Origin of the sequence: Brachybacterium equifaecis, assembly GCF_023509525.1 — a bacterium.
GTDB lineage: Bacteria > Actinomycetota > Actinomycetes > Actinomycetales > Dermabacteraceae > Brachybacterium > Brachybacterium equifaecis.
Genome location: NZ_JAKNCJ010000007.1, coordinates 75,340 through 88,753, shown reverse-complemented (window position 1 = coordinate 88,753; position 13,414 = coordinate 75,340). Strand labels below are relative to the sequence as shown.

The window sequence follows — 13,414 nt, the reverse complement described above, 5'->3', positions numbered from 1 at the left end:
CCCGGGCCCAATGTCCTTGTCCCCCACCCGACCCCACCGCTACCCTGGACCCCACTGACAGGGTCGTTACTCCGCGGAGGCGAGACCTGACCGCACTCACGTAGAGGTGAGCCGTCATGTCCTCCGCATCCCCCTCGGCGAGCGCCGTCGCTCCGGCCGAGTCCCCCAGGTCCCTCAAGGAGCGCGCCGGCGCTCCGTTCAAGCAGCTCCAGAAGATCGGCAAGGCGTTCATGCTGCCGATCGCGATCCTTCCCGCCGCCGGTCTCCTCCTCGGCGTCGGCGGGGCGCTGTCGAACCCCACCACCGTCGCCACCTACCCGGTGCTCGACAACCCGGTCCTGCAGGGCCTGTTCACGGTGCTGGCAGACGCCGGCTCCGTGGTCTTCGCGAACCTCGCTCTGCTGCTGTCGATCGGCCTGTGCATCGGCCTGGCGAAGCGGGACAAGGGCACCGCGGCCCTCGCCGGCATCGTCGGCTACCTCGTGATGACCGGCACCACCGCCTCGCTGCTGACCATCTTCGACCCCGAGGGTGCCGCCATCGACACGGGGATCGTCGGCGCGCTGGTGATCGGCGCGGTCGCTGTGTGGCTGCACAACCGGTACCACAACATCCAGCTCCCGCAGATCCTCGGCTTCTTCGGCGGATCCCGCTTCGTGCCGATCATCGTCTCGCTGATCGCGATCCCGATCGGCGCACTGTTCTTTCTCATCTGGCCGCCGTTCCAGCACCTTCTGGTCTCCGCGGGCGAGGGCATCGCCGGGCTCGGCGCGTTCGGTACGTTCCTCTACGGGTTCCTGCTGCGGCTCTCCGGGGCCGTCGGCCTGCACCACATGATCTACCCGATGTTCTGGTACACCCCGCTCGGCGGCACCGAGGTCGTCGCAGGCCAGAGCGTCTCCGGCGCCCAGGCCATCTTCTTCGCGCAGCTCGCCGACCCCACCCACCAGGGGCTCTACACCGAGGGCACGAAGTACTTCGCGGGCCGCTTCGACACCATGATGTTCGGCCTGCCGGGCGCATGCCTGGCGATGTACCACTGCGTGCCGAAGGGCCGCCGGAAGAAGTTCGCGGGTCTGTTCCTCGGCGTCGCGCTGACCTCGTTCATCACGGGCATCACCGAGCCCATCGAGTACATGTTCCTGTTCGTCGCGCCGCTGCTGTACGTGTTCCACGCGTTCCTCGACGGCCTGTCGTTCCTCATCGCCGACCTCCTGCAGATCCGCATCGGCAACACGTTCTCCGGCGGCGCCATCGACTTCACCCTCTTCGGCATCCTCCAGGGCCAGGACAAGACCCACTGGATGTACGTGATCCCCGTGGGCCTGATCTGGTTCGGCCTGTACTACGTGGCCTTCCGCTTCTTCATCACCCGCTTCAACCTCGCGACCCCCGGCCGAGGCGCGGAGGCCGACGCGGAGGACGAGGCAGCGACCTCCGCCGCCCCTGCGGCCGCTGCCGCCCCGAGCCTTGCGTCGTCGGCCGCGGTGAAGGGCTCCAAGCAGGAGGTCCTCGAGCAGGAGTCGGTGCAGATCATCGAGGCCCTCGGCGGCGCGGAGAACCTCGAGGACGTCGACGCCTGCATCACCCGCCTGCGCGTCTCGGTGCACGACCCCGCGAAGGTCGACAAGGCCCGGCTGCGCCAGCTCGGCGCGGTCGACGTCTTCGAGGTCGCCGGCGGCGTCCAGGCCGTCTACGGCGGCAAGGCCGTGCTCTACAAGAGCATCATCAACGAGAAGATCGGGCACGACGACTGACCCTCGCGCGCCCCGCGATCATCACCCCGCCCCCTCGGCGGACCCCCGGAGAAGGAGCAAACATGTTCGGATTCAAGCGCCGCGGCGCAGCAGCCACTGACAGCGGCCAGGAGGCAGCGGCCACGGCAGGAGAGGCGGCGCAGGTCGCCGTCCTCTCCCCCGTCACGGGCACGCTGGTGCCGCTCGCAGACGTGCCCGATCCCGTCTTCTCCGGGGGTCTCGTCGGCCCCGGCTTCGCCGTCGACCCCGCGAGCGGGGAGTTCCATGCCCCGGTCTCCGGGACCGTCACGATGCTCCCGGAGACCCTCCACGCGGTCGGCATCCGCCATGACAGCGGCGCCGAGGTGCTCGTGCACGTGGGCGTGGACTCCGTGACGCTGAAGGGCGCGGGCTTCACGGCCCTGTGCGCGCAGGGCCAGCGGATCGAGGCCGGGGATCCGATCCTGCGCGTGGACCTCGAGCAGGTGCGCGCGCAGATCCCGTCGGTCCTCACGCCCGTGATCATCACGTCGGCCGACGGATTCACGCTGCTCGGCCCGGATCTCGGCGCTCCAGCGGGGTCGGCGGTCATGACCCTGCGGCCCGAGTGAGCGGGCCCGGCGTGAGTGGACCCGGAATGCGCGAGCCCGGCGTGGGCGGAGAAACGCGGTGGGTCGTCCAGCAGGTCCACAACAACAACATCGTGCTCGCGCTCGATGCCGCCGGCAGGTCGGTGGTGATCCAGGGCAGCGGCGTCGGCTTCGGTGCCCGCCGCGGCACCCTCGTCGATGCCGGAAAGGTGGAGGCGGTGTTCGTGCCGCTCGAGGGCGTCGCCCCGGAGGCCGCCGCCGGGACCCTCGCCGACATCCCCGCGGAGGAGGTCGCCTGCGCCCGGCGCATCGTCGAGGCGGCCGACCTTCTCCTCGGCCTCGAGCGGGCCGAGGTGCTTCTGCTGCCGATCGCCGACCACCTCCACCAGGCGGTGCGGCGAGCCAGGCTCGGGATCCAGGTCGACATCCCGCTGGTCTGGGAGGTGCGCAGCCTCTACCCCGTCGAGTTCACCGCCGGGCAGCGGGCGCTGGATCTCGTGGCGAGCGACCTCGGCGTGCGCCTGCCTGCGAGCGAGGCGACGGCGTTCGCCCTCCACTTCGTCAGCTCCTCCTTCACGGGCGCCGCGATCGAGCGCACTGTGCGGATGACGCAGCTGCTCTCGCAGATCTTCGACGTCATTGACGCGCACCGCCGGGAGCCCCTCGATCGCGAGGGCCAGGCCGCCGCGCGCTTCACCACGCACCTGCGCTACCTCTTCGTGCGTCTGGCCGACGGGCGGCCCGTGCCGCTCGCCCCGCCGCTCGTGCGCGCGGCGCTCGAGGAGTCGGTGCCGGGGGTGATGGCCGCGGCAGGCGCGATCTCCCGCCTGCTCACCACCGAGTGGGACAGCCCCGTGAGCCCCGACGAGACCCTGTACATCGGCCTGCACGTGCACCGCCTCCTCGAGGACGCCGCCCTCGAGCCCCGGTGACCGCCTACCCGTCCTCGCCCTGAAGGAGCATCCATGCATCCCCTCATCCAGCCCCTCGCCAGCACGCTGATCGTCTCCTGCCAGGCCTACCCCGGCGAGCCCATGCGCGACCCGCGCACCATGGCGCAGGTCGCCGCGGCGGTGGAGGAAGGAGGGGCCTCGGCCGTGCGCGCGCAGGGCCTCGAGGACATCGCGCAGGTGAAGGCCGCAGTCTCCGTGCCCGTGATCGGCATCTGGAAGGACGGCGACGCGGGCGTGTTTATCACCCCCACCCTCGAGCACTGCCTCGCCGTGATCGACGCGGGCGCCGACATCCTCGCGCTGGATGGCACGCAGCGCCCCCGGCCCGACGGGCTGAGCTTCGCGCAGACGGTGGAGAAGATCCGCGCGCGCTGGGACGGGCCGATCATGGCCGACACCGACAGCGTCGCCTCCGCCCTGCTCGCCGCGGAGCTCGGCGTGGACCTCATCGGCACGACCCTCGCCGGGTACACCGCGAAGCGGCCGACCACAGACGGGCCGGACCTCGAGCTGCTGCGGGAGCTCGCGGGGAGCCTGCCGGAGGGGTCGGCACTGATCGCCGAGGGCCGCGTGCACACGCCGGCGCAGGCCGCGGCCTGCCGGGAGGCCGGGGCCTTCGCGGTGGTCGTCGGCACCGCGATCACGCACCCCACGTCGATCACGCGGTGGTTCGATGCGGCGGTGCGGGGGGTGTGATGAGCGGGGGCGAGGAGCTGCGCTCGTCAGGAGATACTGGGCTTGCGCAATGCGGCGCGTCCAGTGCCCTGATCGGCACCTGATAGGGAGCTCCGCGGATCGCCTACGACTCACATCCATCGACGCAAGGACGCTCCGATGACCACTCAGCTGGAAGCACTGATCACGCAGATCTCGAAGATCCCGGACAGCGAGTTCGCAGAGTACCGCGGGGGCTGGCCCGATCAGATCGGCACCGCTCTCGTGGATGCCGTGTTCTCTATCCGCGCGAAGTACGACGCGAAGAACGAGGCTCTCGGTGTCCTTGGCCGCACGCGCACGCTCATCAAGGCTCACCCAGAGGTCGCGGACGACCTCCAAGCGCTGGTCGATCTCGGAGCCGGCGAGATCGAGTCCTTCATGACCAGTGCAGTCAGTTCCGGTCGCAGGAAGAGCGCGTGCGTCGTCGAGGCTGCACAGAACCTTCTCGACCTCACGCCGCAGGTGCGCACCGCCTCCGATATCACCGAGGGCGTTGAGGATCTCGATGCGCGAGTCCGCGACGTGCGACGCGCGTATAGGCGCGTACATGGACTCGGCGGAGTCACCGCGGAGTACTTCACGATGCTCCTGGGCATCCCGGGAGTGAAGCCGGACCGAATGATCCTGGAGTTCGTCAACCGGTCGCTGCGAACGGCCGGGCTCAAGCGCGTGGATACGGCTCGTGCACGTGCGCTCGTCGAAGAAGCGTTCGAGGCCATCGGGCGCGGCGACAGCCTCACCCACTTCGATCACGCCATCTGGCGCACGAAGGGCGAGCTCGTCCCCACCGACTGAGCGCTTGTGATGTCGTAGGCGGCCCCGGTGGCCCAAGCTACCGATTGCCGGTCCCCCACCCCTCACTCCAGGGGTGGACGTCGCACTGATCGTGCAGCGCCTGGAGCATTTAACAGCGCCTTGAGGGCGGAAAGGGCCTATCCCGTAGCAGATCGCCACATTTGCCTCATGCCGAGCACACCGACCCGCCTGCCGGAAGACATCTACGCCGCGGCGAGCGCCATCGCCCCGGGCCACGGCCGCACCCCTGCCCAGCAGATCGCCCATTGGGCCCGCATCGGCCGCGAGTTCGAGCGGGTCCCCCTGCGCCATGTCGAGTCCGTTCTCACCGGAACCCGCTCGTACGACGATCTCACCGACCGCGAGCAGGCCATCGCGCGCGCCGAGATCGACAAGCGCATGGAGGAGACCCGCGCGTCCCTCGATCTCGAGGCGGAGTTCCTGGCACAAGGCATCACCTCGTGGGTGTCCACGGACGAGCACGGGAACGTGGAGATGCAAGGGCCGGATCATGAGGGATAGAGGCCCCACCGCCGCACCTATTCGTCGGCCCGCCTACTCCCCCTGCCCCGCCGCCCCCCGCACCCACGCCAGCACGATCTCCCGCGCCCGGTCCGCCAGGGCCGGGCCGTCGAGCCCGAGCACGCCGTGGCAGGTGCCCGGCATCATGCACAGCTCCGTCGGCACCCCCGCCGCAGAGAGCCGCCGCGCGAACTCGATGTCCTCATCGCGCAGCGGATCGCACTGGTTGGCGAGGATGCGCGTGAACGGATGGCCCTCGAGGGTCTCCCGTCGCGCAGGCGCGGCGTAGGCGTCGGCCCCTCGGCCGCCGAGCACGGCCGCCCAGGACGCCTTCGCGCTCTCCCGGTTCCACACGGGGTAGTCGCCGTTGCGCATGGACTCCGTGTCGAGCCGGTCATCGAGCACCGGCTCGATGAGGATGACCTCGTCCGGCACCAGATCCTCGTGATCCAGAGTCCACAGCGTGAGTCCCTCGGCGAGGTTCCCGCCCGCCGAATCCCCGTAGATGATGCACCGCGCCCACGACCGCTCCGCCGTCAGCCAGCGCCACGCCGCCAGGCAGTCCTCGCGCGCCGCGGGTGCCGGGTGCTCGGGAGCGAGCCGGTAGTCGGGGCTGACGACCACCGCGCCGCTCGCCGCGGCCAGCTGCGCGTTCCACGCGTCGTCGAAGGCCGCGCGACCGGCGACGAACCCCCCGCCGTGGATCGACAGAATCGCGGTGGCGGCCCCTGTGCTCGACCCTGTGTTCGACCCGGCGCTCAGCGCGGCACTCGGCGCGTGCACGCGCAGCTCCAGCGCTCCTCCCGGCCCGTCGATCCAGCGCACCGTGCGGACGATCCCTTCCGGAAGCGCCGCATCCCCGGCGAGCGCCGCATCCCCCGCGGCCCGCATCGCCGCGGCATCCCAGGTCGTCTGCGCCGGGACCTGCGCCGCTGCCTCGCGGATCTCCGGATCGAGCGCCGTCATCGTCGTCGGCCCGTCATCGCCGTCCCGCCTCTCAGCCCTTCGCCGCGTCCTTCTCAGCCTCCACGGCGAGCTGCGCGAGGCCCTTGTCGAAGTCCTTCGCGAGCATCTTCTCCATGGGGAACACCTTGTAGAACAGACGACCGAACAGGCCCTGCTCTCCGGTCATCGTCCAGGTGAGGTCGCTGCCGCCGCCCGCGGCGGGGGCAACATCGATCGTGACCTGGTTGGTGGCCTTGAAGGGCTTGGTGAAGGAGAGCGCGATTCCCGCGCCGCGCTCGTCGGCCCGGATCATGCGCATCGTGCCGGCGCCGGCCTTCTTGTCGCCCTCCCACGTGTACTTCGCGCCCATGCCGCGCGCGGGGCCCTCGTAGGTGCGGCGCATGTTCTCGTCCAGGCCCTCCCACGGGGACCAGCGCTCCCACTCGTGGAAGTCGTGCAGCAGCGGCACGACCTGCTCGGGCGCGGCGGAGGTATGGGCGGAGCGGGAGATGCTGAATGTCGACATGGGCGGAATCCTACGGCGGCCGGCCGCCGCAGAACGAGCCGCCCTCAGCGCGGCGCGACCCCGTCGGCGATCGCCCGGCGCTGCTTCTCGAGCCACTCGCGGAAGCTCGTCGGCGGCTCCCCCAGGTCGCGGAAGAACGCGGTGGTGTCGGTGACATCGCCGAGGCGGTCCATCGAGCCCATGATGCCGAGCACCCGAGTCATCCGCCCGCCCATGAACAGGCGGTTGATGGTGCGCATGAACGGCAGCGGCATCACCCGCACCTTCACCTGGTGCGGGGGCGTGCTGGTCACGGCGCTCGCGTAGGCGACGGCGGCTTCGCGCAGGGTCATCTCCTCGGTGCCGGCGACGTCATAGGTCTTCCCGGCCGTCTCCGGCAGACCGAACGCACGGGAAGCGGCGGCCATGATGTCGTCGGCCGCGATCGGGCGCACCGGAAGGGCCTGCTTGCCGAGCATCGTGACCCCTCCGCCGCGCACGAACTGCGGAAGGGTCTCGTCGATGAACCCGATCCGGAAGACGGTCGCGGGCACCGGGCCCGCGAGCAGCAGCTCGGCACCGCGGGACTTCGCCTCCTCCCACGGATGCTCGGCGTACGCGGGCTGGGAGTACATGCCGGTCAGCAGCAGGATCTGCTGCACTCCGGCGAGCTGGGCGGCCGCGGCGACGTCCGCGACGCCGGTCTCCTCGACGGCGTTCGCGCGGTCCGTGTCGGAGCCGCCGTTCAGCGCGAGCAGCACCCCATCGACGTCCGCGAGCGCGGCCGTCAGGGTGGAGGGCTCGGTGACGTCTCCCTGCACGACCTCGACCCCGGCGGGCAGCTGCGCGGTCTCCGGCGAGCGCACGACGGCGCGCACGGTGTGGCCGTCGGCCAGGAGGCGGGTGACGGCGTGTCCGCCGAGGTATCCGGTGGCGCCGAGGACGGCGATGCGGGCCATGGGGGCTCCTTCAGGACGTCGGGGCTCGTCCTGCGAGAGTACGGAGACTATCGGGGCAGACCCTGGATAGCGCACTGCTCCAACGGTCGACCTCCGTTGTCACTCCAGGTTGACGAAGACCGCCTGCCCGTCGCCGCGCAGCGTGCCGCGGCTGGCCAGATCCGCCCCGTTCACGTCGCCGCTGAGGTCGAGCACGGCGACGACCGTCGAGGCGTCGATGACGGCGCCGTCCGGCGGGGTGAAGGAGAAGGCGAACGGCTCGGTGAGGGTCATGTAGGTGGTGCCCTCCTCGTTGGCGAACACGCCCGTGTACGTCGGCGCGTACTCGTAGAAGGTCACCCCGTCGATCACGGCGGTCTCGCCGGTGGCGACGGCGTCGGACCAGGTGCCGCGCTCTCCGAGCGGCTGTCCTTGATCGTCGGGCGGAGTGGAGGTCAGCGTGAGCCCGCTCCACGGCATCCAGATCGAGAGCAGGCCGTGCTCGGCCGTCACGGGCTCTTGGATGTCGTACCCCTGCGTGGCGACGATGCCGTACTGCCCGAGGATCCGGTGCACGCCGTCCTCGGGGTGGTGGTACTGGAAGATCCCCCCGAGCGCCTCGGTCCCGGTGGGCTGGGAGACGGCGAAGGCGGGCGCGGCGGTCGACACGATGGCGACGGGCGCGCTCCAGGCGGCGGCGCGGAGGACTGAATGGCGGGAGGCGAGAGGCACGGCGGGACTCCAGGATGCGAAGGGAGCGCAGCCGTCATTCACGGGAGGCCGCCGCACGGCGCGGTGCGCGCGCTCTGGAGAGGCCTGCGCCGACCATCCTGCGTGCGCGGGGCGCACCTGCGGTGGCGCGATGCGTCGGAGAGTAGTCCTATCCACTCGCCGTCCCCGGCTCTTTCGCCGGGAAGGTCCGGGTCCCAGAGCGCGAGGTCACAGGCACGCAGTCCCCGTCGGCCCAGGCGCCCCGGCGAACCGCCCGCGAGGTTCCACGCTCCGAGTCGGCGCACTCACGTTCCACTGGTGGAACGTCAGTGCGCCAAGTCCCGTCCGTCAGGCGCGCCGGGCTGACAGCACGACGGCGAGCGCGGCGTGGGGCTGTCCACAACCTCTTGGGAAAATCCCAATACCACTCTAGGGTGGGGGCATGAGCACCATCGCTGCCCGCGCGAAGGCCGCCGTCGCCGCGTCCCCGCGCACCCAGTCCGAGATCGCCTCCGCCATCGGCATGACTCCCGATGCGTTCTCGCGCGCCCTCAACGGCCATCGCGGATTCGGGGCGCTCGAACTGGCGGAGCTCGCCCGCGAGCTCGGGGCAGATCTCCACGAGCTGATCACGGGGGAGCCAGACCCCTCCGCCTTCGTCGTCTCCGCGCGCCACAGCTATGACCCGGGCAGCCGGACGCGCGCTGTCGACTCGCTGGCCGGCGACACGTCCGTCCTCGAGGACATCCGCCTGCTCTACCGCCAGGCGGGCGATGTCGCGCCGACGCCGTCGCTCCCCGCTGATCCTGCCGGCATGCGTGCTGCTCTGGGCGGCGGGTTCGCCCGCCCCTTCATGGAGCGGGTGGAGAAGCTCAGCATCGACGTCATCCGCATCGGCGAGATCGGCACGGCGTGGTCCGGCGAGATCTTCGGCCGCAAGGTCATCGTTCTGCCGACCAGCGGGAACTGGTTCTGGCAGAACTGGAGCATCGCCCATGAGCTGGGACATCTCATCCTCGGCCACCAGGGCGTCGCACCGGGCAGCGTCGCGAACGACCAGTGCGAAGCGGCGGCGAGCGCGTTCGCCGCGGAGCTGCTCGTTCCCGAGACCGCTGTGCGCGAGGTCTGCGCCGGAGATCCCTCGCTGCAGGGGGTGGCGAGGTATCTCTGGGACGCAGGCATCTCCACGAAGACGCTGGCTGCCCGGCTGAGCACCCTCGCCATCACTCCCGGCGATGCCCTGTCGGAGCTGCTCGACGGCACCACGCAGAAGGCCCTTCGCCGCCATGCCGGCCTCCAGCACGAATGGTTCGAGCCCGACCCGATCACAGCACGGATGGAGGCGGCTGCTCAGCGGCACTTCCCGGCGTGGCTGATCAACGCGCACGCCGCTCGGGTGCTCGCCGGGGAGCTCGACACGGGCTCCCTGGCGTGGATGACGGGAATCTCCCCGGAGCAGATGGACATCGGCGACGCCCCGCCCGAAAGGGAGCTGTCCGGCGCCGAGCTCGCCGACCTGTTCGGCTGACCCATGGCGCTCATCGTCCTGGCAGACACCACGGCGCTGATCAACCTCTTCCTCTGCGGCCGGATGGAGGTCCTCCAGGCGCTGACCGGCGGAAATGCATTCTGGACGAGCACCCTGCGCAGGGAGTGCCTCCATCGCGAGCTGGTCGGCACTGATCCGGGCGAGCTCCGCCTGGACGGACTCGTGGCCGCCGCCGACGCGATCCTCGGTGAGCCCATCGCTCCCGAGGAGGACGAGCACCGGCCGATCCGCGATCTCCGCCAGCAGATGGCGCGCCCGGGTGAGCATCCTGACCAGCACCTCGGAGAGGCCGAGGTCATCGTCGTGGTGCAGAAGCGCCGCTGGGACGCCATCTTCGTGACCGACGACGGGGGCGCCCGACGTTTCGCCGCGGGCTCACCTCGGTGCATCGACTCCTGGGACCTGCTCAAGGCGGCCCAGCGCCGGGGCATCCTTCTCGAACGGGATCTCTGGAAGGCCCGGACCGATCTGAAGCACCACGGCCGCCTCGGAGCCAAAAGCGCCTTCATCCGGCCCGATGCGTTCCGGGAGTGGCTTGCGCAGTAGGGGCGCTCCGTCTCCACGCTCGGGGCAGAGCCGGTCAGTGATCTGGGCCCCCTCGCACCAGCGGCGTCCGTACCCGGTGCTCAGCCCCCCACCCCCCGCCTGAGTCGGCGCACTCACGTTCCACTGGTGGAACGTGAGTGCGCCAACTGGGTGGGCACGCCGGCCGACGGGCCTCAGCTGGGCCCCCGGCAGGACGCCGGCAGCCCCCGGGCAGCCCCCTGACACGCCCCCAGCAGGCTTCCCGGAGGGTTGACCTATACCCCCAAGGGGTATACAGTCGGCAGTGAACCGATACCCCTATAGGGTATCTACACCACACGAGGAGGCCGACATGGCAACGAGCGAGTACACCGTCACCGGAATGACCTGCGGGCACTGCGAGATGTCCGTGCGCGAGGAGGTCGGCGAGGTCGCCGGCGTGAGCGACGTGCAGGTCAGCCACGAGACCGGCCGTCTCACCGTCACCTCCGACGCCCCCGTCGACGGCGCCGCAGTGATCGCCGCGGTCGAGGAGGCCGGCTACACGGCAGCGCGCGCCTGATCGCAGGCGCCCCTGCCCGGGGCGGCGCGCCGCACGCAGCCGTCGGCCGCCGCCCTCTCCGCTCCCCCAGGAAGGACCCCCTCGTGAGCACTGAGACCGCACGCATCGCCGATGCCGGCATCGAGCTCGAGATCACCGGCATGACCTGCGCATCCTGCGCCAACCGCATCGAGCGCAAGCTCAACAAGCTCGACGGCGTCGCCGCCACCGTGAACTACGCGACCGAGAAGGCGAAGGTCTCCGTGCCCGAGGGGTACGACCCCCAGCAGCTCATCGACCAGGTCGAGGCCGCCGGCTACGGCGCGGCGCTGCCCGCCCCGCCGCGCCGGGCCGCTGCCGACGGCTCCGCCGAGAGCGATGCCGCCGACGGCCCTCCTGCCGACCCCGAGCTCGCCTCCCTGCGCCAGCGCCTCATCATCTCCGCGATCCTCACGATCCCCGTGATCGCGATGGCGATGATCCCGGCGCTGCAGTTCACGTACTGGCAGTGGGCTTCGCTCGCCCTCGCCGCGCCCGTGATCGTGTGGGGCGCGTGGCCGTTCCACAGGGCCGCCTGGACGAACCTCCGCCACGGCACGGCCACCATGGACACGCTCATCTCGATGGGCACCACCGCCGCGTTCCTGTGGTCCCTCTACGCCCTGTTCCTCGGCACCGCCGGGATGCCCGGCATGACCCACCCCTTCGAGCTGACGATCGCGCCGTCCGACGGAGCCGGGAACATCTACCTCGAGGTCGGCGCCGGGGTCACCCTGTTCATCCTCGCCGGGCGCTACTTCGAGAAGCGCTCCAAGCGCCAGGCCGGGGCCGCGCTGCGCGCGCTCCTCGAGCTCGGCGCGAAGGAGGTCGCGGTGATGCGCGACGGCGCCGAGGTGAGGATCCCCGTCGAGGAGCTCGCGGTGGGCGACGAGTTCATCGTCCGCCCCGGCGAGAAGATCGCGACCGACGGCACCATCGTCTCCGGCACCTCCGCCGTGGACGCCTCGATGCTCACCGGCGAGTCCGTGCCGGTGGAGGTCGGTGAGGGTGACGCCGTCACCGGTGCGACCGTCAACGCCGGCGGCCGTCTGCTCGTCCGCGCGACCCGCGTCGGCTCCGACACCCAGCTCGCGCAGATGGCGCGCATGGTGGAGGACGCCCAGACCGGCAAGGCCGAGGTGCAGCGCCTCGCGGACCGCATCTCCGGCATCTTCGTGCCGATCGTGCTGGTCATCGCGATCCTGACACTGGCAGGATGGCTCCTGCTGGGCTTCCCTGCAGCCATGGCGTTCACCGCCGCCGTCGCCGTGCTCGTCATCGCCTGCCCCTGCGCGCTCGGGCTCGCCACGCCGACCGCGCTGCTCGTCGGCACCGGCCGCGGCGCCCAGATGGGCATCCTCATCAAGGGCCCGGAGGTGCTGGAGAGCACCCGCGCCATCGACACCGTCGTGCTCGACAAGACCGGCACCGTCACCACCGGCCGCATGGAGCTCGTGGACGTGATCCCCGAGCCCGGCACCGACCGCGCGGAACTGCTGCGCCTGGTCGGCGCCCTCGAGGACTCCTCCGAGCACCCGATCGCCCGCGCCATCGCCCGCGGCGCCGCAGAGGCCGTCGGCACTCTCCCCTCCCCCTCGCACTTCGCGAACCTCGAGGGCAGTGGCGTGCGCGGCACCGTCGAGGGCCGCGAGGTGCTCGTCGGCCGCGAGACGCTCCTGGCGCGAGAGGGCATGGGACTCAGCCCCGAGCTCTCCGCCGCGAAGGCGGACGCGGAGAAGCAGGGACGCACCGTCGTCACTGCCGGCTGGGACGGCGCCGCCCGCGGCATCCTCGTCATCGCCGACACCGTCAAGCCCACGAGCGCCGCCGCGATCGCCGCGATCAAGGAGCTCGGCCTCACCCCCGTGCTCCTGACCGGCGACAACGAGGCCGTGGCCCGTCAGATCGCCGCCGAGGTCGGGATCGAGGAGGTCATCGCCGAGGTGCTGCCCGCGCAGAAGGTCGAGGTAATCACCCGCCTGCAGGAGCAGGGCCGCACCGTCGCGATGGTCGGCGACGGCGTGAACGACGCCCCCGCTCTCGCCCAGGCCGACCTCGGCCTCGCGATGGGCACGGGCACCGACGTCGCCATCGAGGCCAGCGACATCACGCTCGTGCGGGGCGATCTGCGCAGCGCGGTGGACGCGATCCGGCTGTCCCGCCGCACGCTGTCCACGATCAAGGGCAACCTGTTCTGGGCGTTCGCGTATAACGTTGCGGCCATCCCGCTCGCGGCGCTGGGCCTGCTGAACCCGATGCTCGCCGGAGCCGCCATGGCGTTCTCCAGCGTGTTCGTGGTCGGCAACAGCCTGCGCCTGCGCGGGTTCCGCTCGATCGCGAAGGACTGA

At 71.0% G+C, this 13,414-nt stretch carries 14 protein-coding genes; 10 read left to right on the top strand and 4 right to left on the bottom strand.

The genetic code is table 11. The features are described 5' to 3' along the window. The first annotated feature begins 116 nt into the window (after positions 1–116). The 6 genes from Bequi_RS11745 (at position 117) to Bequi_RS11720 (ending at position 5,313) form a co-directional block, all read left to right on the top strand. Positions 117–1,757 carry a PTS transporter subunit EIIC gene (locus Bequi_RS11745; RefSeq protein WP_249738123.1) on the top strand — a complete coding sequence of 547 codons (1,641 nt, stop codon included), beginning with the start codon at positions 117–119 and terminating at the stop codon, positions 1,755–1,757. 62 nt (positions 1,758–1,819) lie between these two features. Further along, positions 1,820–2,347 carry a PTS sugar transporter subunit IIA gene (locus Bequi_RS11740; RefSeq protein WP_249738122.1) on the top strand — a complete coding sequence of 176 codons (528 nt, stop codon included), beginning with the start codon at positions 1,820–1,822 and terminating at the stop codon, positions 2,345–2,347. 26 nt (positions 2,348–2,373) lie between these two features. Further along, entirely contained in the window at positions 2,374–3,258 is an 885-nt protein-coding gene (locus Bequi_RS11735) for a PRD domain-containing protein (protein ID WP_249738121.1), read from the top strand. Positions 3,259–3,291: 33 nt separating this feature from the next. Then, positions 3,292–3,975: an N-acetylmannosamine-6-phosphate 2-epimerase gene (locus tag Bequi_RS11730; RefSeq protein ID WP_249738120.1), complete on the top strand. Its 684-nt coding sequence runs from the start codon at positions 3,292–3,294 to the stop codon at positions 3,973–3,975. 138 nt (positions 3,976–4,113) lie between these two features. Then, a complete protein-coding gene (locus Bequi_RS11725; RefSeq protein ID WP_249738119.1) occupies positions 4,114–4,791 on the top strand; it encodes a hypothetical protein in 678 nt (225 codons plus the stop codon). 168 nt (positions 4,792–4,959) lie between these two features. Continuing rightward, positions 4,960–5,313, top strand: a complete 354-nt coding sequence (locus tag Bequi_RS11720; RefSeq protein WP_249738118.1) for a ParD-like family protein — start codon at positions 4,960–4,962, stop codon at positions 5,311–5,313. A gap of 33 nt (positions 5,314–5,346) precedes the next feature. On the opposite strand, the gene Bequi_RS11715 is transcribed toward Bequi_RS11720, so the two are convergent. From Bequi_RS11715 to Bequi_RS11700, 4 genes are all read right to left on the bottom strand, one after another. After that, positions 5,347–6,279 (bottom strand): alpha/beta hydrolase, encoded by a 933-nt coding sequence (locus tag Bequi_RS11715; protein WP_249738117.1) that lies wholly within the window; start codon positions 6,277–6,279, stop codon positions 5,347–5,349. A gap of 31 nt (positions 6,280–6,310) precedes the next feature. Next, a complete protein-coding gene (locus tag Bequi_RS11710; protein WP_249738116.1) occupies positions 6,311–6,784 on the bottom strand; it encodes an SRPBCC family protein in 474 nt (157 codons plus the stop codon). 44 nt (positions 6,785–6,828) lie between these two features. Beyond that, complete coding sequence (locus Bequi_RS11705) at positions 6,829–7,722, bottom strand: SDR family oxidoreductase (protein ID WP_249738115.1); 894 nt, start codon at positions 7,720–7,722, stop codon at positions 6,829–6,831. Positions 7,723–7,821: 99 nt separating this feature from the next. Then, positions 7,822–8,433 (bottom strand): hypothetical protein, encoded by a 612-nt coding sequence (locus Bequi_RS11700; protein ID WP_249738114.1) that lies wholly within the window; start codon positions 8,431–8,433, stop codon positions 7,822–7,824. Between the two features lie 421 nt (positions 8,434–8,854). Here Bequi_RS11700 and Bequi_RS11695 point away from each other — a divergent pair, with 421 nt between their 5' ends. The 4 genes from Bequi_RS11695 (at position 8,855) to Bequi_RS11680 (ending at position 13,414) form a co-directional block, all read left to right on the top strand. Continuing rightward, the gene (locus tag Bequi_RS11695; RefSeq protein ID WP_249738113.1) at positions 8,855–9,940 is read left to right on the top strand and encodes an ImmA/IrrE family metallo-endopeptidase; all 1,086 of its coding nucleotides are present in this window, start codon (positions 8,855–8,857) and stop codon (positions 9,938–9,940) included. A 3-nt stretch (positions 9,941–9,943) separates the two neighbouring features. Beyond that, complete coding sequence (locus tag Bequi_RS11690; RefSeq protein WP_249738112.1) at positions 9,944–10,507, top strand: hypothetical protein; 564 nt, start codon at positions 9,944–9,946, stop codon at positions 10,505–10,507. A gap of 331 nt (positions 10,508–10,838) precedes the next feature. After that, positions 10,839–11,048, top strand: coding sequence for a heavy-metal-associated domain-containing protein (locus Bequi_RS11685; RefSeq protein WP_249738111.1), 210 nt, complete (start codon positions 10,839–10,841; stop codon positions 11,046–11,048). A gap of 83 nt (positions 11,049–11,131) precedes the next feature. Continuing rightward, the gene (locus tag Bequi_RS11680; protein WP_488212285.1) at positions 11,132–13,414 is read left to right on the top strand and encodes a heavy metal translocating P-type ATPase; all 2,283 of its coding nucleotides are present in this window, start codon (positions 11,132–11,134) and stop codon (positions 13,412–13,414) included.